Source organism: Aquibium pacificum (assembly GCF_040839445.1).
GTDB lineage: Bacteria > Pseudomonadota > Alphaproteobacteria > Rhizobiales > Rhizobiaceae > Aquibium > Aquibium pacificus.
Genome location: NZ_JBDPGJ010000005.1, coordinates 105,047 through 122,964, shown reverse-complemented (window position 1 = coordinate 122,964; position 17,918 = coordinate 105,047). Strand labels below are relative to the sequence as shown.

At 64.9% G+C, this 17,918-nt stretch carries 18 protein-coding genes; 3 read left to right on the top strand and 15 right to left on the bottom strand.

Features of this window, described 5'->3' with window-relative positions:
* Nucleotides 1-180 precede the first annotated feature (180 nt).
* From mnhG to ABGN05_RS20960, 7 genes are read right to left on the bottom strand one after another with little or no spacing between them, the layout of a single operon-like run.
* Nucleotides 181-531, bottom strand: coding sequence for a monovalent cation/H(+) antiporter subunit G (mnhG, locus tag ABGN05_RS20990; RefSeq protein ID WP_367956005.1), 351 nt, complete (start codon nt 529-531; stop codon nt 181-183).
* Nucleotides 528-881, bottom strand: a complete 354-nt coding sequence (locus ABGN05_RS20985; RefSeq protein WP_367956004.1) for a cation:proton antiporter — start codon at nt 879-881, stop codon at nt 528-530. Before ABGN05_RS20985 ends, mnhG begins: the two co-directional genes overlap by 4 nt.
* The gene (locus ABGN05_RS20980; RefSeq protein WP_367956003.1) at nt 878-1,351 is read right to left on the bottom strand and encodes a Na+/H+ antiporter subunit E; all 474 of its coding nucleotides are present in this window, start codon (nt 1,349-1,351) and stop codon (nt 878-880) included. Before ABGN05_RS20980 ends, ABGN05_RS20985 begins: the two co-directional genes overlap by 4 nt.
* Entirely contained in the window at nt 1,348-2,922 is a 1,575-nt protein-coding gene (locus ABGN05_RS20975) for a Na+/H+ antiporter subunit D (protein WP_367956002.1), read from the bottom strand. Before ABGN05_RS20975 ends, ABGN05_RS20980 begins: the two co-directional genes overlap by 4 nt.
* 7 nt (nt 2,923-2,929) lie before the next feature.
* Nucleotides 2,930-3,307: a Na+/H+ antiporter subunit C gene (locus ABGN05_RS20970; protein WP_367956001.1), complete on the bottom strand. Its 378-nt coding sequence runs from the start codon at nt 3,305-3,307 to the stop codon at nt 2,930-2,932.
* A complete protein-coding gene (locus ABGN05_RS20965) occupies nt 3,307-3,726 on the bottom strand; it encodes a Na+/H+ antiporter subunit B (RefSeq protein WP_367956000.1) in 420 nt (139 codons plus the stop codon). Before ABGN05_RS20965 ends, ABGN05_RS20970 begins: the two co-directional genes overlap by 1 nt.
* Before the next feature lies 1 nt (nt 3,727).
* Entirely contained in the window at nt 3,728-6,073 is a 2,346-nt protein-coding gene (locus ABGN05_RS20960; protein WP_367955999.1) for a putative monovalent cation/H+ antiporter subunit A, read from the bottom strand.
* Between the two features lie 293 nt (nt 6,074-6,366).
* Here ABGN05_RS20960 and ABGN05_RS20955 point away from each other — a divergent pair, with 293 nt between their 5' ends.
* Nucleotides 6,367-8,472, top strand: coding sequence for a S9 family peptidase (locus ABGN05_RS20955; RefSeq protein WP_367955998.1), 2,106 nt, complete (start codon nt 6,367-6,369; stop codon nt 8,470-8,472).
* A 42-nt stretch (nt 8,473-8,514) separates the two neighbouring features.
* On the opposite strand, the gene ABGN05_RS20950 is transcribed toward ABGN05_RS20955, so the two are convergent.
* The 5 genes from ABGN05_RS20950 to ABGN05_RS20930 all read right to left on the bottom strand — a co-directional run bounded on the left by ABGN05_RS20950 (nt 8,515) and on the right by ABGN05_RS20930 (nt 12,924).
* Nucleotides 8,515-9,768, bottom strand: coding sequence for a flavin monoamine oxidase family protein (locus tag ABGN05_RS20950; protein ID WP_367955997.1), 1,254 nt, complete (start codon nt 9,766-9,768; stop codon nt 8,515-8,517).
* A gap of 12 nt (nt 9,769-9,780) precedes the next feature.
* Nucleotides 9,781-10,707 (bottom strand): cytochrome c, encoded by a 927-nt coding sequence (locus ABGN05_RS20945; protein WP_367955996.1) that lies wholly within the window; start codon nt 10,705-10,707, stop codon nt 9,781-9,783.
* 17 nt (nt 10,708-10,724) lie between these two features.
* Nucleotides 10,725-11,165 carry a c-type cytochrome gene (locus ABGN05_RS20940; RefSeq protein ID WP_367955995.1) on the bottom strand — a complete coding sequence of 147 codons (441 nt, stop codon included), beginning with the start codon at nt 11,163-11,165 and terminating at the stop codon, nt 10,725-10,727.
* Between the two features lie 187 nt (nt 11,166-11,352).
* The gene (locus ABGN05_RS20935) at nt 11,353-11,952 is read right to left on the bottom strand and encodes a superoxide dismutase (RefSeq protein WP_367955994.1); all 600 of its coding nucleotides are present in this window, start codon (nt 11,950-11,952) and stop codon (nt 11,353-11,355) included.
* A 102-nt stretch (nt 11,953-12,054) separates the two neighbouring features.
* On the bottom strand, nt 12,055-12,924 hold the full coding sequence (locus ABGN05_RS20930; protein ID WP_367955993.1) for a branched-chain amino acid aminotransferase: 870 nt from the start codon (nt 12,922-12,924) through the stop codon (nt 12,055-12,057).
* 149 nt (nt 12,925-13,073) lie between these two features.
* Between ABGN05_RS20930 and ABGN05_RS20925 the strand changes: the two genes are divergently transcribed.
* Nucleotides 13,074-13,736: a haloacid dehalogenase type II gene (locus ABGN05_RS20925; protein ID WP_367955992.1), complete on the top strand. Its 663-nt coding sequence runs from the start codon at nt 13,074-13,076 to the stop codon at nt 13,734-13,736.
* A gap of 87 nt (nt 13,737-13,823) precedes the next feature.
* Entirely contained in the window at nt 13,824-14,555 is a 732-nt protein-coding gene (locus ABGN05_RS20920) for a L,D-transpeptidase (protein ID WP_367955991.1), read from the top strand.
* 197 nt (nt 14,556-14,752) lie between these two features.
* On the opposite strand, the gene ABGN05_RS30255 is transcribed toward ABGN05_RS20920, so the two are convergent.
* From ABGN05_RS30255 to ABGN05_RS20910, 3 genes are all read right to left on the bottom strand, one after another.
* Nucleotides 14,753-14,857, bottom strand: a complete 105-nt coding sequence (locus ABGN05_RS30255) for a small membrane protein YohP (RefSeq protein ID WP_444876175.1) — start codon at nt 14,855-14,857, stop codon at nt 14,753-14,755.
* Nucleotides 14,858-15,004: 147 nt separating this feature from the next.
* Nucleotides 15,005-16,027, bottom strand: coding sequence for an AI-2E family transporter (locus ABGN05_RS20915; protein WP_367955990.1), 1,023 nt, complete (start codon nt 16,025-16,027; stop codon nt 15,005-15,007).
* 259 nt (nt 16,028-16,286) lie between these two features.
* Nucleotides 16,287-17,903 (bottom strand): helicase HerA-like C-terminal domain-containing protein, encoded by a 1,617-nt coding sequence (locus tag ABGN05_RS20910; protein ID WP_367955989.1) that lies wholly within the window; start codon nt 17,901-17,903, stop codon nt 16,287-16,289.
* Nucleotides 17,904-17,918: the final 15 nt, after the last annotated feature.

Sequence of the window (17,918 nt, the reverse complement as noted above, 5' to 3'; positions counted from 1 at the left end):
ATAATTGAAGCAATCAAAGTTTCAAGTCAATTCAATACAGCAGTTAAGAAAAAAATCTGTCTGGTTACTAGTGTATTGTTCGAGATTGACCCTGCGGAATACAACCTCTGCGCGTTTTCCGGGGCGCTTGGTAAGATCGGTGATAGGGATACATTACAAAGTTGTAACATTGACCAATTCTCAGGCATCGGGGTCCCTGGATTGTTGCGGCATCTCGTCGTGGACGGATCCTTCCCAGAGAGGATAGCCGGCCGCATAGGCCGCCTTTGCCAGGAGATGCGCCGAAATCGGGGCCGTCAGCAGAAAGAAGACGAAGCCGGCCAGCGCGCGCGTGGCGATCGTGGTTTCGTCCGTATAGACAGCCAGGGCGATCAGCATCACGCCCGAACCAAGCGTTCCCGCCTTCGACGCGGCATGCATCCGGGTGTAGAATTCCGGCAACCTGAGCAGGCCGATCGAGGCAACCAGCGCGAACCCCGATCCCACGATGATCAGGATGCCGGCCAGATAGTTCTGGATGATGTCGATCATGAACTCGCCTCCGGCCGTCGGTGTTCCAGCGGTTCGCTCCCGGATTGCAGCTCCCCGTCGACCTCGCGATCGCGCCCACGGTTCATCACGAAGCGCGCGAAGGCGACGGTAGCCAGGAACCCGACGAGACCCAGCGCGATCGCAACATCGACGTAGAGAGTCACCCCCGTCTTGATGCCGATGACGGCGATGAAGCCGATCGCGACCGCCACGAGCATGTCGAGCCCGACGATGCGATCCGGCAAGGTCGGCCCGCGCACGACGCGCAACACCGTCACGAGAAACGATAGGCTGAGCAGCGCCAGCGCCAAGTATACCGCGCCGGTCAGGAACGCTTCGCTGGCGTTCATCGAAACGCCTCCATGATCTTGCGCTCGAAACCGTTCGCGATGTCGAGCCGCGTCTGGTCCGGGTCCGAGCAGTCCAGCGCATGCACGTAAAGGAAGCGCCGATCTTCCGAAACGTCCACCGAGAGCGTTCCCGGGGTCAGTGTGATGAGGTTCGCCAGCAGCGTGATCTCGAACTCGCGGTCGACCTTCAACGGATAGGCGAAGATGCCGGGCTTCAGGTCCATCCGCGGCTGCACGACCAGCACGGCGACGCGCCAGGAGGACAGGACCAGTTCGTAGAGGAACAGGGCGAAAAGCGACACGACGCGGCGCGTCCGCCGGAAGTAGCCGAGAGAGCCGGCCTGCTCGCGGATCAGATAGAGCGCGCCGGCGCCGAGAACGAACCCGAAGAGGAAGTTCGAGATGGTTGCCGAACCAGTGACGGCCACCCATGCGAGCGCAAGCAGGATGTTGATCAGATAGATCGTCATGATCCTCCTCCGGGCGGGAACACCGCATCGAGATAGGAAGCGGGATCGGCAAGGCCGGCGGCCGCGGCGGCGGCGAGCCGGAGGAACGGCTCGGGATAGACGCCGATCGCGATTGCGGGAACGATCAGCGCGGCAAGGACGCCGTATCCCGCCCCGGGGCTGATCGCCCGCTCGGCATCGGTGCGCTCGACCGTCTCGCCGGCATCCATCCGCCAGAACGAAAGTGCAAAGACGCGTCCGAGCGCGATGACCGTCAGGATGCTGCTCACGAGGATGGCGGAAGCCAGCCACCAGGCCCCGCTCTCGATCGAGGCCTTGACGAGCATGACCTTCGGCCAGAGCCCGGAAAGCGGCGGAAGGCCGGCAGCGGCCAGCACAAGAAGCAGCGCCATGGCGGCCAGCAGCGGATGGCTGCGATAGAGCCCCGCGGTCTCGTGCAGGGAGTAGCTTCCGCCGGCCTCGTGCATGAGCCCGGCAAGGAGATAGAGCGCGGTCATCACGAGGATCGAATGGACTGCGTAGAGAATGGTGCCGGTCACGCCAAGCGGCGTCCCCAGCGCCAGGCCGGAAAGCATCACTCCGATACCGGAAATGACGACGAAGCCGATGATCCTGCGCACGTCGGACTGGGCGAGCGCGCCGAGGATGCCAAGCAGCATGGTGGCGACCGCGATCCAGCCGATCAGGCCGGAAAGGACTTCCCGCTCGACCGGGAACAGGGTCATCATCGTGCGCAGCAGCGCATAGATCCCGACCTTGGTCAGCAGTCCGCCGAAGAGCGCGGACGTCACGATGCGCGGCGTGTGGTAGGAGGCGGGCAGCCAGTAGTTAAGGGGAAACGCGGCGGCCTTCATCCCGAACGCCAGCAGGTAGAGCGTCGCGATCGTCATCAGCGGACCCGTCTCGCGCAATCCCTCCGCCTTGCGCGCGATGTCGGCCATATTGAGGGTCCCGAAGGTCCCGTAGAGCATGCCGGTCGTGATCAGGAAGACGGTCGTGGCGACGAGGTTGAGCACCGCGTACTTGGTCGCGCCGTCGATCTGCCGCCGCTCCGACCCGAGGACCAGGAGCCCAAAGGACGAGATGACGAAGACCTCGAACCAGACGTAGAGGTTGAAGATGTCCCCCGTCAGGAAGGCGCCGTCGACGCCCGCCACCATTAGGAGGAGGAACGAGTAGAAGCCGTAGCGCCGGCCGGTCACGTTGATGTCGCGCAGGGCGAAGACGGCGGCGACGGTCGCCACGAAGGTTGCGGCTGTGGCAAACGTGGCACCCAGCACGTCGGCGTTGAAGGTGATGCCGAACGGCGGCAGCCATCGTCCCATGGTCATCACGAGCGGCCCTTCTGAGACCACGCGCGCCAGCAGGAAAGCCGAGGACAGGAAGCTCGCAAAGAGAAAGAGGAACGCCAGGACGGCGTGAACCCGCGTCCGGTGGCGGACCATCAGGAGCAGCGCCCCGCCGAGTATCGGCAGGGCGACGGGCGCGATCACCAGCCAGTCGGCGAGCGCCGTCGCGCCGGCGATGTGCGCCGCAGCCGTATCGATGGACGTCGCTCCTGGAGCCGCCATGTCTGTCTCAGTAGCCCAGAGGAGGAAGGCTCTCGCCTTCGGGTTCGGCGACGCGCATCTCGTCCGTGTCGTCCGTGCCGAGTTCCTGGTAGGCGCGATAGGCCAGGACCAGCAGGAAGGCGAAGAACGAGAAGGAGATCACGATCGCGGTCAGGATCAGGGCCTGCGGCAGCGGGTTCGCGACGACGCTCTCGATGCGCTCCGCACCGGCAGGAATGATCGGCGGCACTTCACGCACAATGCGGCCCGCGGTGAAGATCGTCATGTTGACGGCATTGCCGAAGATGACGATGCCGAGCAGAACCCGGATGATGTGCTTCGACAGCATCAGGTAGATCGCGACGGCGTAGAACAGTCCGACGAGGCCGGCGAGCGCGGTTTCCATCAGTCCCGCTCCCTTTCCTCGAGCGCCAAAGCGATCGAGGTGATCGATCCTACCACGACGAAATAGACCCCGATGTCGAAGAAAAGGATGGTGGAGAGGTCGAGCGATACACCGAACAGGTTCACCGACGTCCAGATCCCCGTGAGGAAGGGGACGCCCTTGGCGAGCGAAACGAACCCCGACATCGCCGAGAGGAACAGCCCGAAGCCGGCCAGGCCCATTGGATGGAAGTAGAGCGCCCGGCGCACCGGCGCCACGCCGCAGGCGATGCCGTAGATGGCGAAGGCGGACGCGGCGATCAGGCCGCCGATGAAGCCGCCGCCCGGTTCGTTGTGGCCGCGCAGGAGCACGAACACGGAAAACAGCACCATAAGGCTGGTGAGATAGGGCGCCGTCGTGCGGAAGATCACCGTGCGCATGTCAGCCCTTCGCCTCCGCGGCGGGTTCGGACCGCGGCACGCGGATGCGGATCAGCGCCAGGATCGCCAGCCCGGCGATCATGACCACGGCGATCTCGCCCAGCGTGTCGAGGCCGCGGAAATCGACGATGATGACGTTCACGACGTTACGCCCATGGGCGACCACGTAGGAGTAGGTGTTGAAGAATTCCGTAAGCGTGGCGTCGAACGGGACTTGGGTCACCTTGAGCAGCAGCATCGCGAACCCCGCCCCGCAAGCGCCAGATACGGCCACGTCCAGAAGTTTCTCCGGCGTCGGACGGTGATCGCTCGGGTGCAGGCGCAGTCGCGTCATGACGAGAGCCAGGATGACGACCGACAGGGTTTCCACCATGAACTGCGTGAAGGAGAGGTCGGGCGCTCCGAACAGCATGAAAAGCAGCGCCACGGCGAAACCCTGTATGCCGAGCGAGACAATCGCCGTCAGCCGGTCCGCGGCGTAGGCGACGGCGCCGAGCCCGATCACCGCGATCAGGATGATGGTCCATTCGTAGAAAGCGAGATCCGGGAACGCTGGCCAGGCCGGCAATTCGCCGGACGCGATCATCGGCACCCAGAGCGCCAGCGCGATCATGATGAAGGTCACGGTCATGTAGACCTCGAGCCGGCCGTTCTGGACGATGGCCGTGACCCCGGCCGAAAACCGCACGAGCCCGCGCATGAACTGGTCGAAACCGCGATCCGGTCCCCAGCCGATCGCCCGCAGGATGCCGGCCATCGCGGCCCTCGCGCGGTCGAGGAAGAGGTAGATCGCCACCCCGAGAAGCACCGTCACCACGGAGAGAACGAGCGGCAGTCCGACATGCGGAACCACGGAGATGTAGACCTCCACCGGCGCACCAGCGACGGCGGACGCCATGGGGCTCGAGAGATACTGGTGCGATACGCCGGAGAAGATCGCGGTAGCGAGGCCTACGACCGCCAGCGTCAGGGGCCCCAGCCAGAGCAGGACCGGCCCCTCGTGCGGGTGCTTCGGCGTCTCGCGCAACTCTCCGAAGAAGGGCTTGATGGCGACTGCGAAGCCGATGACGAACATCAGCGCGTTGCCGGCGATGGCGACCAGCGTGAACACGGAATTCCAACCGCCGGAAAAGTTCAGCGCCGCGTAGATCTCCTCCTTGGCCAGGAAGCCGAAGAAGGGCGGCAGCCCGCCCATCGAGAGGGCCGCCAGCATGGCGGCGGCAAAGGTGATCGGCATCGCCCCGCGAAGCCCGCCGAGCCGGGTGACGTCGCGGGTGCCGCTCTCGTGGTCGATCAGGCCCGCGACCATGAACAGCGCGCCCTTGAACATGGAGTGCGCGATCAGGTAGAGCACCGCCGCTTCCACCGCGATCTCGGAGCCGAAGCCGGTCAGCATGACGAGCAGGCCGAGCGATGCGACGGTGGTATAGGCCAGCATCAGCTTCAGGTCGGTCTGGCGGACGGCGAGCAGGGTTCCGACCAGCAGCGTCGTCCCGCCGAAGACGGGCAGGATCGTCTCCCAGTACACCGTGTCGCCGAGCGCCGGGTTCAGCCGCATGAGGAGGTAGACACCAGCCTTCACCATGGTCGCGGAGTGCAGGTAGGCCGAGACGGGCGTCGGAGCCTCCATCGCGTTCGGAAGCCAGAAGTGGAACGGGAACTGCGCCGACTTGGTGAAGGCGCCGCCGAGGATCAGGACCAGCGCAATCAGGTAGAACGGGCTCTGGCGCAGCAGGTCGCCGGACCCGAGAAGTTCCGACATGCTGCCGGCGCCGGTTGCGACCTGGATGACGATCAGACCTGCCAGCATGGACAATCCGCCGAGCCCCGTCACCACAAGCGCCTGGAGCGCGGCGCGGCGCGAGGCGCCGCGGGCATGGTCGAAGCCGATCAGCAGGAACGACGTGATCGAGGTCAGCTCCCAGAAGACGAACAGCGTCAGGAACGAGTCCGACACCACCAGTCCCTGCATGGCGCCCATGAACATCAGTATGAACGAGAAGAACCGCCCCTGATGTTCGTGCCCCTTCAGGTATCCGCCCGAATAGAGAACGATCAGCGTGCCGATGCCGGATATGAGCAGCGCGAAGACGAGGGACAAGCCGTCCAGGTACCACGAGAAATCGACCCCGAGGCTCGGTATCCAGGCATAGCCGCCGGTGATCGTCTGTCCGCCCGCGACATCCCCGAGGTAGCCCAGGAAATGGACGAACATGAAGGCCGGCGCCAGCGCCAGAACCCAGGCGGCGTTGTGCTTCAGCGCCTTCGTCAGCCATGGTGCAACGGCGGCGGCCAGAAACGGCAAGATCAGCGCCAGAAAGGTCAGCGACTGCAATCCGTCCGCCATTCAGTTGCCCGAGCTCCCCGCCGTTCTTTGTGTTCTTCTTCGTTTTGCCGCGGGACACATAGCGGGTCGGCCTCCGCCCGGCAAGCAGATGCGGCCCTGTGTGGCATTTATACTCAGCATTCCGAAGCCGCCCGGCAGGAAGCGGCACGGAGTGGGTCAACCCGCGTGCGTACGCAACTTTTTTTGCTGATGTTCCACGTCGAATCGTTTGAAGTCGTGCCACGAATGGCATAGCTCCGGTGGGCCGCCCGGACTTCCATCCCATTTCCGTTCAGCGAGACGATTCCCTGCGCATGACGAAACCGTTCCCCTTCCCCGAGATCGATCCTCCCGCCGCGGCCAGGAAGCCCGTCTCCGACACGCACCACGGCGTCACGCGGACGGACGACTATGCCTGGCTGCGGGCGGAGAATTGGCAGGAGATGTTCCGCGATCCCTCCCTGCTCGATCCGGCGATCCGCGCGCACCTGGAGGCGGAAAACGACTACCAGTCAAGGATGCTGGCCGACACCGAGGAATTGCGGAAGAGGCTGTTTGCGGAGATGAAGGGCCGCATCAAGGAGGACGATTCCTCCGTGCCGATGAAGGACGGACCCTTCGCCTACGGATCCTCCTTCAGGACGGGTGGAGAGCAGCCGCGCTACTTCCGCGTTCCGCGCGATGGCGGAGCCGAGGAGATGCTGCTCGACGGCGACGTCGAGGCGGAAGGAAAGGCCTATTTCCGGCTCGGCGGCACCGACCATTCGGCCGACCATGCCAGGCTGCTCTGGGCCTACGACGACAAGGGTTCCGAGTTCTACAGCCTCAAGGTCCGCGATCTCGTGTCCGGCGCGGACATGGCCGAGACCGTGCCCGACACGGGGGGCGGCGGCGTATGGACCGCGGCCAACGACGGCTTCCTCTACACGCGCCTCGACAGCAACCATCGCCCCTCGAAGATATTGCACCACGTGCTCGGGACCGATCCGAAGCAGGACCGGCTGGTCTACGAGGAACAGGACCCCGGCTTCTTCATGAATGTCGGCGGCACCCGCACGAACGACTGGATCTTCGTGGCGATCAACGATCACGAGACGTCGGAATACCGCATCATCGCCGCGAGCGACCCGACGGCGGAGCCGAAGCTCGTCCGGCCGCGCGAAGCCGGCGTCCAGTACGACATGGAGGAAGGCGGCGACGTCTTCTTCATTCTGACGAATATCGACGGCGCCAAGGATTTCAAGGTCATGTCGGCGCCCGCCGCCGACCCGCGCCAGGAGAACTGGACCGAAATCGTCCCGCACGAGCCCGGCCGCCTGATCCTCGGCGTCATGGCCTTCAGGGATTTCCTGATCCGGCTGGAGCGCAAGGATGGCCTGCCGCGCATCGTCGTGCGGGAGCGGACCTCCGGCGAGGAACATTCCATCTTCTTCGAGGAAGAAGCCTATTCGCTCGGCCTCGTCGGGTCTCTCGAATACGACACCGACGTCTTCCGCTTCTCCTATTCTTCGATGACGACGCCTTCGCAGGTCTTCGACTATGACATGCGGACCCGCGAACGCGTGCTCCTGAAGACGCAGGAGGTTCCCTCCGGCCACGACGCGGACCACTATGTCACGCGCCGCCTCATGGCGCCGTCGCACGACGGCGAACTCGTCCCGGTCTCGATCCTCTACCACCGCGACACGCCCCTCGACGGCAGCGCGCCCTGCCTGCTCTACGGCTACGGCTCCTACGGCATCGCCATCCCCGCGGCCTTCAACACCAACTGCCTGTCGCTCGTCGACCGCGGATTCGTCTACGCCATCGCGCATGTCCGTGGCGGCAAGGACAAGGGCTTCTCTTGGTACGAGGACGGAAAGCGCGACAGGAAGATGAACACCTTCCTCGACTATATCGCGGTCGCCCGCCACCTCGTCGCCGAACGCTTCACCAGGCACGACCGCATCGTGGCGCAGGGCGGCTCGGCCGGCGGGCTGCTCATGGGCGCGGTCGCCAACATGGCGCCCGAGGCATTCGGCGCCATCGTGGCCGAAGTGCCGTTCGTGGACGTGCTCACGACGATGCTCGACGCATCCCTCCCGCTCACCCCCCCGGAATGGCCCGAATGGGGCAATCCGATCGAATCGGAGACGGACTACCGCACGATCGCCGCCTACTCGCCCTACGACAATGTCGGCTCGCGCGCCTACCCGCCGATCCTCGCGGTCGCCGGCCTCACCGACCCGCGCGTTACCTACTGGGAGCCGGCGAAATGGGTGGCGCGGCTGCGCGACCGCAAGACGTCCGACAACCCCGTTCTCTTCCGCATCAACATGGAAGCCGGCCACGCCGGCGCATCCGGCCGGTTCTCCCGCCTGGAGGAGATCGCCCTGACCTATGCCTTCGCGTTGAAAGTGACGGGCAAGGCCGACGCCTGATCCGCACGACCGGCTTTCGGCGCCGGCGCGGATCTGCTCGGGTCAGACCGGTTGAAGGACCTGCGCGGCCAGCCGTGCAGCCACGTCGCGCCCGCTCTGGTAGGCGCCATGGGCGGTCGCCTGCCATTGCCGCGACAGCGCCTCGCCCGCGAAGGCGACGTTGCCGGTGTCGGCCGCGATGAGGTCGTGCCGCCTGCGGGCGGTGCCAGGCCTGGCGTAGGAGTAACCGCCGCGCACGAACGGGTTGGCGTCCCAGCCGGACACGCCGCACGCGACGATTTCCTTGCGGACATCGTGTCCGAACGCCAGCGCCAGCCGTTCGACCGCGAAGGCGGTCATCGCGGCTTCCCCCTCCGCGGACACGCCGCGAGCCAGATCGCCGGCCATGTGCGCGATCATCACCGGCTCGCCGGAAGACATGATCTGGAAATCGACCGGCGAGGAGCCGTCGCCGGGGTCGATCATGCAGAAGAGCTTGCGCTCGTCGGCCACGATCTTGCGCCGCAAGGCAATCGCCACCTTTTCGTAGGCACCGCACGGCACGTCGCTGACGAAGTCCATTAGGACTTGCCGCGCCGGCCCCGGGCCGAAGCGGATCGCGCCGGAGAGCAGCACGTTCGTGGAGGCGGTCACGATCGCCGCGCGGGCTTCCAACGTTCCCTGAGGAGTCTCGACGCGGACGCGTCCGGCCATCTGATCGATGCCGGTCACTGCGACGCCGAGCCGGACCGGCAGACCGGCCGCCATTCGAGCGACGAGATCGCCGTATCCGGACACGACCGGCCAGTTGACGCCCGTGTCCTCGTAGTCGGCATAGCCTTTTGCCGACACGCGCTCGGGATCTTCGCTGGCCATCAGCGTCAGGATGTGGCGCACGGGCGCCGACCATCGCCCGGCGTCCGGTATCACCCCGGATATCGGGCGATCGACCTCGCTCGCCCCGAACGCCTCCACCGCCGCAAAAGCCGCCACGGTGTGCGACCGAGCCAGCGTCGCTGTTTCGTCGTCCAGCCACCCCTCGCCCGACCAGATGGCAAAATGATTGGTGCGGATTTCGTTGCGATACGAAGCGCCGAGCCGGTCGGCCCAGGCGACGAGCGGATTGACGTCGGCGCAATGCAGCCAGTGGCAGCCCTGATCCCAGAGGTACGGCAGGGAGGTCTTGTCTGTGAAGGCCCTGCCCCCTACCCGCTCCGCGGCCTCCAGGATGACACAGGAGATGCCACGATCGCGGAGTTCGAGGCCCGCGCCAATACCGGCGGCGCCGGCCCCGACGATGACGACGTCAACGGTCAAGGCATGTCCCCCTCACTGCCTTGCCGGGTACCCGTTCTCCCGCGCCGGCACCGCCTTGAGATAGGCGGCAACAGCCTCACGGTCCTCGGTAGGCAGGCGGGCCATGTTCTTCTGGACTGCGACCATCGATCCGCCGACGGAATCGAAATCCGGCGTGAAGCCCGATTCGAGGAAATAGGCGATCTCGCCCGCCGACCAGTCGAGACCGCCGGGTGTGATGTTGGGGACGACCCCTTCGCCTTCGGCGGCGACAGCGCCGGCCAGCCATTCGTCCTTCTTCAGTCCGCCCGAGACGTCGCGCGGCGTGTGGCACTCGCCGCAATGGCCGGGGCCCTCGACCAGATACTGCCCGCGCGCCACCTGTTCTGACGCGTCCGGGATCTCAAGCACCGGATCGGGGCTCAGGTGAACGAACTTCCAAACCCCGATGCCGCGCCGGATGCTGAACGGGAACTTCAGCGCGTTCGCCGCGGCACGCCCCTCGACAACAGGCAAGGTCTTCATGAATGCATAAAGGTCTGCCACGTCTGCTGGGTCCATGCGCGCATAGGAACCATACGGGAACGCCGGATAGTAGTGGCTACCCCTCGGCGACACGCCCCGCAGCATGGCGTTGGCGAGGTCACCTGCCGTCCAGCTGCCGATGCCGTCGTCCGGATGCTGGGAAATATTCGGGGCAACAAAAGTGCCGAACGGCGTCCTCAGTTCCAGCCCGCCGGACAGTTCGAGCACCGCATCGCCCTGGGACCCGGGACGCGCATGGCACGACGTGCACCCGCCCGCCCAGAAGATGCGCTCGCCGCGCGCGGCGTCGCCTTGCGGCAATGCCGCAAGGGACTGTTCCGAGAGCGGCTCCGGCGCGGTCGCAAACCAGAAGACAAGCCCGCCCGCTGCAGCCACAATGGCCGCCGCGACGGCGAGCTTGCCCAGGAGATTCATGGGTAGACGGCTGCCGATCAGCCTTCCGGTGCGCGATACACCTCGTGGCAGCCGCCGCAATTGCTGCCGATCTTTCCGAGCGCGGCTCCAAGGGCCGCCTGGTCGGCCGGCGGGGTCGCTGCGACCTCCGCCACGTCCGCCTTCAGCTTGTCTGCCCGCGCGGTGAAGTCGTCCCAGGCCGTCCAGATGACCGGCAGGGCACGGTTTTTGTCTCCGCCCGTGCTTCCTTCCGGGAAGAGCACAGCCGCATCGAACTTCTCGGTTCGCGCCTGTAGCTCCGTGAGCGCGGCGGCCGTCGCGGCCGCATCGAACGGCTTCTCACCCTTTGCCATGGGAGCCAGTTGCCCGAGTTGCTGGCCGAAGGACTTCATCAGCGCCACCCGATCCTCGTGCGGATCGGCGAACGATGCGCCCGATACGAGGGTGAAGGTGGTGACGGCGAGTAGAAACGTCTTCATGCGAAATCCTCCGGTACCTTGCTGAGCTCAGCCTTGCTGGGGAAACGTGAGGTATCCCAAGGGGATAATGTCCGGTTTTGCGTTCACGCGCGTTCACGCTCGCGTGAGCGGTGGTATCGGCTTGGTCGACAGACTGTCAACGAAATCGCCCCGGACATGATCCGGGGCGTTCGGTTCGTTCTCGGGTTCAGCTGGCCTTTTCGTAGCAGTCCAGAACGTGGTCCCAGTTGATGAGGTTGTCGACAAAGGCCTCGAGATACTTCGGCCGCGCGTTGCGGTAGTCGATGTAATAGGAATGCTCCCAGACATCGACGCCCAGGATCGGCGTGGCGCCGTGGACGAGCGGGTTCTCGCCGTTCGGCGTCTTCATGATCTCGAGCTTGCCGTTCTTGACCGCCACCCAGGCCCAGCCCGAACCGAACTGCCCCACGCCCGCCGCCACGAAGTCGGACTTGAACTTGTCGTAACCTCCGAGGTCGCTGTCGAAGGCCTTCTGGAGCGCTCCGGGCAGGCTCTTGCCGCCGCCGCCCTTCTTCATCCACTTCCAGAAATGGATGTGGTTGTAGTGCTGGCCGGCATTGTTGAAGAGCGGCTGGTTCTTGCCGAAGGACTGCTTGACGATCTCCTCCAGCGACAGGTTCTCCATGCCGGCCGCCGCGGCGAGTTCGTTGCCCTTGTCGACATACGCCTTGTGGTGCTTGTCGTGATGATACTCGAGGGTCTCGCGCGACATGTAGGGCTGGAGTGCCTCGTAGTCGTAAGGCAGTGCGGGAAGTTCAAAAGCCATGATCGATCTCCTCTATGAATGAAATGACGTGCCGGACATAAGAATAGGTTTTCGCCGGCGCCAGACAACCGTGCTGCCCCCTCGGGAAGGGGCCTTTCCGTCTCAAACCGAGTGCGCCCACTCCCAATAGAGGTCGCGCGCCTTCTTGGCCACCGGCCCAGGCTGCAACTGGCGGTCCTCGATTCGGATGATCGGGACCACCTTCGAGTGGTTGCCGGTCGAGAATATCTCGTCGGCGTTCAGGAAGTCGGCTAGCTTCAGGGTCTTTTCCACCACGCGCGTTCCCGCATCGGAAAGCAGTTCGATGGCGCGCGCGCGGGTGATGCCCGACAGGAACGTGCCGTTCTCGACCGGCGTGAACACGACGCCGTCGCGGACCATGAAGATGTTCGACGTGCCCGTCTCGGCCACGTTGCCCAGCATGTCGAGCACCAGCGCATTGTCGAAACCGCGCGACTTCGCTTCCACGATGGCGCGGCCGTTGTTGGGATAGAGGCAGCCGGCCTTGGCGTTAGTCGGCATCGTCTCGATCGTCGGGCGCCGGAAGGGCGACACGGTGACGGAAAAGCCGGACGGCGAAATCATCGGCGCCTCGTAGAGGCAGAGGCAGAACCGGGTCGACTGGGGATCGGCCGGAACGCCCATGTAGCCGCCATGCTCGGCCCAGTACATCGGGCGGATGTAGACGGCGGTCTTGCCGTCGAACTTCTTCAGGCCTTCCCAGGTGAGCTCGACGATCGCGTCGGCGGTCATGGTCGGCTTGAGCCCGAGCGCCAGCGCCGATGCGTTCACGCGAGCGGCATGCCGGTCGAGGTCCGGCGCCACGTCCTCGAACCAGCGGGCGCCGTCGAAGACGCTGGTGCCGAGCCACATCGCGTGGCTGCGTGGCCCGATCAGAGCCACGTTGCCTTCGTGCCAGTCGCCGTCGACGAAGGTCCAGGTGAGGCTCTGTGCTTTGGTATCGACCGCCATGTGTTTCCACCTTCCGGTTTTGCGGCCTATGGATAGCGGCTGCGCTTCGGGCGTCAATCGCCCTTCTCCTCAATTCTCTTGCACCAGCGGGGTCTTGACCGGCACGGGCCCATCGGGTCAAGTCGACCGAACCGGAACGGCTCCTCCTCATGCGACACACAGCCTTCGTCTTCGATGCCTATGGCACGCTTTTCGACGTCCACGCCGCGGTGCGGCGCCATGCCGATGCGGTCGGGCCGGACGCGCAGCTTCTGTCGGAGATCTGGCGCGCCAAGCAGCTCGAATATTCCTGGGTCCGCACCCTGATGGGCGACTTTGCGGATTTCTGGCAACTGACCGAGCAGGCGCTCGACTTCGCCTATGCGAAGGTCCCGTCTGCCGACACCGCACAGCGACAGAACCTCCTCGATGCCTACTGGAAACTCGACTGTTATCCGGAAGTGCCCGCCGTGCTGAAGGGATTGAAGGAAGACGGCGCCCGTCTCGCCATCCTTTCAAACGGCTCGCGCGCTATGCTCGACGCGGCTGTCAGATCGGCCGGCCTCGACCTGGTGCTCGACGATGTGTTCTCGGTTGACGACGTCAAGCGCTTCAAGACCGATCCAGGCGTCTACGACATGGTCACCACGGCGTGGCGCCTCTACCCCGACGCCGTGTCCTTTCAGTCCTCGAACCGGTGGGACATCGCCGGCGCCACGCGCTTCGGCTTCCGCACGGTCTGGATCAACCGTAGTAATCAACCAGACGAGTACCTCGACCATCCGCCGGCGATCATCTTGCCCTCGCTGGAAAGCCTGCGGCAGATCGGCTGAAACCCTTTCCGGCACCAGCTGCATCCGGTCAGGAAACCCTTCGCCCTGTGCGGCGTTGTCGTGCGTCAACCAGGATCGTTCGCACCCATGACCGTAAAAACTATCACCCCGCCCCTGATGTCGAGGCGCTTCCTCCTTTCCGCCGGTGCACTCGCGGCATCGCAGGTCGCGCTTTCGGCGTGTACGAGCATGGGCCCCCGCAGCCCCCGCGTCGTCAGTTCGATCCGCCCCGAACCCGAATACGCTTCCGACTTCGACTATCCGCAGATTTACGCCGCGCGGGTCGACGCGGGGTACGAGATTCCCGCCGTACCGTACCGCGAGATCGATTCCCGCCTGCTGCGCCAGTACGTGGCCGACCCGACGGGCGAGGCCCCCGGCACCATCGTGGTCGATACCTCGCAGCACTATCTCTATCTTGTGGAGCCCGGCGGCCGGGCGCTGCGCTACGGCGTCGGCCTGGGACGCGACGGATTCGCATGGTCCGGCCGCGCCGTCATCCAGTGGAAGCAGGCATGGCCCACCTGGACGCCGCCAGAGGAGATGATCGCGCGCCAGCCGGAATTGGCGAAATACAGCGCCGACAATGGCGGCATGCCGCCCGGCCTCGACAACCCGCTCGGCGCGCGTGCGCTCTATATCTTCCAGGATGGCGCTGACACGCTCTACCGCGTCCACGGCTCCCCGGAATGGTGGTCGATCGGCAAGTCCGTCTCGTCCGGCTGCGTCAGGATGATCAACCAGGACGTCATCGATCTCTACAGCCGCGTGGCCGACGGTTCGCCGATCCTGGTCACGAGCGGTGTCGGAACGGTGTAGCCAGTCCCGCCATCCCTATCCCCGCGGCACCATCTCAGTGTGGTGCCGCAGCGGGAATTGAGCTCACCCTCTAAAGGTGCCCAAAGCCGACGCTTCGGTGCACCTGAATGTCCGCCTGGATTAAGCCGAAACCTGTCCGGCGGGTTCTTGGTTGCTTGAAGTCTCCGACCGGGCCTTTGAACGTCGGGATGTCGGGATCAAAAGATTAACATCAGAATGCCGATCACGACCAGCAGGCCGATCAGAAAGATAAAGCCGATTGTTCCACCGATGAATTTGAGCATGAAAATCTCCTTTGTCACTTCTACGAACGCTCCAGCACCTGATCGGTTTCCCGGAGCAGGGGCGATGACGTCAGGGATCGATTCTTCGACGAGTCGCGGCGACGCGGAGGCGTTTTGATTGTCCTGGCACGCGTAGCTCGCCAGCCACTCCGACGATCCGCCGGCTCATCGGTCCCCGCCCCCCTGCTGCGGGTCATTTTCCCGGTCGAGATAGGCGCTCACATAGACAAGACCGATGATCGTCATGGCGGCGGCCGTGATCGGCGTGGCCAGGGCGAGGCCCAGAATGCCGAAGAGCACGCCGAACAGAAGCTGCACGGCGATGACGAGCGCCGGCGGCAGGGATACCTTCTCCTGCTGGAGGAGTGGGGTCACGACATAACTTTCCAGAGCCTGAACCCCGATGTAGATACCCAGCACGATTAGCACCGTTTTCTGGCCTTCGGGCAAGGCGAGCAGCAGCGCCGGCGCGATGGCTAACACCGGCCCGATATTCGGAATGAAGGCAAGAAGTCCGGCGATCAACCCAAGCGCGAAGGCGAGCGGCACGCCGGCGATCCACAGGCCGGTTCCGGTCAGTACTCCTACTACCGCCATGGCCATTAGTTGGGCCGTGAGCCAGTTGCGCAGGGTTGCGGCGACTTTGGACAACACCTCGTCGCCCCGGTCCCGGATCGAGGGAGCGATCAGCTTGACGAAACCGCGTCGATAGACCCCGGGGTCCAATGCCCCATAGAGACCGATGAACAGGATGACGACTGCATTGCCGAGCGCGCCGAATGTCGAGGAAACGGCCGACACGGCTGCCGTCCGCCCCTCGGATGATGCCAAGCTCTCCGGTATCAGGTGGTCGAGCAGGCCTGGCCCCCAGGAGTATTCCTCGATCCTCTGCCTGACGGTGTCGAAAGCTTCGGGAAGCCGATGTGACAGTTCATCGATCTGATCGGCGATCGAGGGCGCGACGGCCAGACCGAATACCGCGAAAGCTGCGATCACGCCGAGCAGGAACAGACCTATTCCCACACCGTCTGCAATCCCGAGCTTCTGCGCGATCCAGTGACCGCCGCCGCGGAGCAGGACTGCCAGGAGAACGCCTGCGAAGACGATCAACAGGACGTCGGGTGCCAGCAGCAACAGAGCCGCAAGCCCGCCGAACAGTACCAGAAGAGAAGTTGTACGCGGCGCCATTGTCGTCCCCATGCCATCCATAGAACCCCAGGATGGCAATTCGGTTGCGCCGGCCGTCGACGCGACCACGGGTAAAAGTTCAGTGGGCCCGCGCGGTCGCGAAAACGGGCAAACTCCCGGTGCTCACGGAGGTAGCCGTCAGAGCGCGACCGGGGGCGGTGCGCCGACCATCGGCTCCGGGCTCACGCTCTGCATGAGCGCCACCCGGTGGCTTCAATCCGCATACCCACTCTACGCCGGAGCTTGTCCGGCCCTCGGCTCACCGACCTCTCTTCAAGCTCCCCAGCACGCCGCGCACCAGCGCCCGCCCCAGCGAGCTTCCCACCGATCGCACCACCGACTTGATCGCCGCCTCCGCCACCGTCTGCCGGTTCGACGTCCGCGGCTTGGGCGCCGACCGCGTCCGGGACGACCGGCGGCGGCGATAATCCTCCTCGAAATCGTCGTCGTCGCGGTCTCTTGACCCACCTCCGCCTTCGAAATCGGGCAGGGTCCAGCGCGTTCTCCCCCGTCCGGAATCGGCCGGGGCTGCCTCCTCGCTCTCCTGCGCTTCCTGTTCCGCGCGCGCCGCCTCGGCCGCCTTCTTCTCCAGCATCTCGAAAGCCGATTCGCGGTCGACGGGCTTGTCATACTGCCCCGCCACCGGGCTCAGCGCCTGTAGCTTCTCGCGCTCCGGGTCGGTCAGCGGTCCCAGCCGCGACGACGGCGGCCGTATCAGTGTCCGCTGCACCATCGAGGGAATGCCTTTGGCTTCCAGCGTCGAGACCAGCGCCTCGCCGACGCCGAGCTGGGTGATCGCTTCCGCGCAGTCGAAATCCGGGTTGGGCCGGAACGTCTCCGCCGAAGCCCGCACCGCCTTCTGTTCACGCGGCGTATAGGCCCGCAGCGCGTGCTGGATGCGGTTTCCGAGCTGCGCCAGCACCGTCTCGGGCACGTCCAGCGGGTTCTGAGTAACGAAATAGACGCCCACGCCTTTCGAGCGGATCAACCGCACCACCTGCTCCACCCTGTCGATGAGGATCTTCGGCGCCTCGTCGAAGAGGAGGTGCGCTTCGTCGAAGAAGAAAACCAGGCGCGGACGGTCGGGATCGCCGATCTCGGGAAGCGCTTCGAAGAGTTCCGACATCAGCCAGAGAAGAAAGGTCGCGTAGAGCCGCGGGTTCATCATCAGCTTGTCGGCGGCGAGCACGTTGATCGCGCCGCGCCCGTCGCGGGTCGTGCGCATCAGGTCCTCGATGCGCAGCGCCGGCTCGCCGAAGAAATTTTCCCCGCCCTGCTGTTCCAGCACCAGGAGCGACCGCTGGATAGCGCCCACCGAGGCCTTCGAGACGTTGCCGTACTTGCGGCCGATCTCGTCGGCGCGATCGGCGATATGGGCGAGCATCGCCTGGAGGTCCTTCAGGTCGAGGAGCAGGAGCCCCTCCTCGTCGGCGATGCGGAAGGCGATGTTCATCACGCCCTCCTGCGCGTCGGAAAGGTTCATCAGGCGCGACAGAAGCAGCGGCCCCATCTCGGAGATGGTGGCCCGGATCGGATGCCCCTTCTCCCCGAAGAGGTCCCAGAAGATCACCGGGAATTCCTGGAACTCATAGGGGTCGAGCTTCACCTGCCCTGCCCGCTTGACGAGGAAATCCTTTGCCTCGCCGATGGCGGCGATGCCGGAGAGATCTCCCTTGATGTCGGCGCAGAAGACGGGAACCCCGGCATTCGAGAAACTTTCGGCCAGGATCTGCAGTGTGACCGTCTTGCCCGTTCCCGTCGCGCCGGTGACGAGCCCGTGCCTGTTGGCATAGCGCAGGAGCAGCGTTTCCGGCCTCTGGTAGGAATCGTCCGGCCTTCTGCTCGCCCCCAGAAAGAGGCTCTCTTCTTCCGCCATCCGGCAATCCCCTCC

Bases quoted from the DNA above. Each gene is read 5' to 3' on its own strand.
- ABGN05_RS20965 (WP_367956000.1), bottom strand. From the start codon at position 3,726: ATGCGCACGGTGATCTTCCGCACGACGGCGCCCTATCTCACCAGCCTT.
- ABGN05_RS20955 (WP_367955998.1), top strand. From the start codon at position 6,367: ATGACGAAACCGTTCCCCTTCCCCGAGATCGATCCTCCCGCCGCGGCC.
- ABGN05_RS20960 (WP_367955999.1), bottom strand. From the start codon at position 6,073: ATGGCGGACGGATTGCAGTCGCTGACCTTTCTGGCGCTGATCTTGCCG.
- ABGN05_RS20970 (WP_367956001.1), bottom strand. From the start codon at position 3,307: ATGGAAACCGCGCTCGCCGGCCTCGTCGGACTGTTCTACGCCGTCGCG.
- ABGN05_RS20925 (WP_367955992.1), top strand. From the start codon at position 13,074: ATGCGACACACAGCCTTCGTCTTCGATGCCTATGGCACGCTTTTCGAC.
- ABGN05_RS20940 (WP_367955995.1), bottom strand. From the start codon at position 11,165: ATGAAGACGTTTCTACTCGCCGTCACCACCTTCACCCTCGTATCGGGC.
- ABGN05_RS20920 (WP_367955991.1), top strand. From the start codon at position 13,824: ATGACCGTAAAAACTATCACCCCGCCCCTGATGTCGAGGCGCTTCCTC.
- ABGN05_RS20985 (WP_367956004.1), bottom strand. From the start codon at position 881: ATGAACGCCAGCGAAGCGTTCCTGACCGGCGCGGTATACTTGGCGCTG.
- ABGN05_RS20975 (WP_367956002.1), bottom strand. From the start codon at position 2,922: ATGGCGGCTCCAGGAGCGACGTCCATCGATACGGCTGCGGCGCACATC.
- ABGN05_RS20935 (WP_367955994.1), bottom strand. From the start codon at position 11,952: ATGGCTTTTGAACTTCCCGCACTGCCTTACGACTACGAGGCACTCCAG.
- ABGN05_RS20945 (WP_367955996.1), bottom strand. From the start codon at position 10,707: ATGAATCTCCTGGGCAAGCTCGCCGTCGCGGCGGCCATTGTGGCTGCA.
- mnhG (WP_367956005.1), bottom strand. From the start codon at position 531: ATGATCGACATCATCCAGAACTATCTGGCCGGCATCCTGATCATCGTG.
- ABGN05_RS20930 (WP_367955993.1), bottom strand. From the start codon at position 12,924: ATGGCGGTCGATACCAAAGCACAGAGCCTCACCTGGACCTTCGTCGAC.
- ABGN05_RS20915 (WP_367955990.1), bottom strand. From the start codon at position 16,027: ATGGCGCCGCGTACAACTTCTCTTCTGGTACTGTTCGGCGGGCTTGCG.
- ABGN05_RS20980 (WP_367956003.1), bottom strand. From the start codon at position 1,351: ATGACGATCTATCTGATCAACATCCTGCTTGCGCTCGCATGGGTGGCC.
- ABGN05_RS20910 (WP_367955989.1), bottom strand. From the start codon at position 17,903: ATGGCGGAAGAAGAGAGCCTCTTTCTGGGGGCGAGCAGAAGGCCGGAC.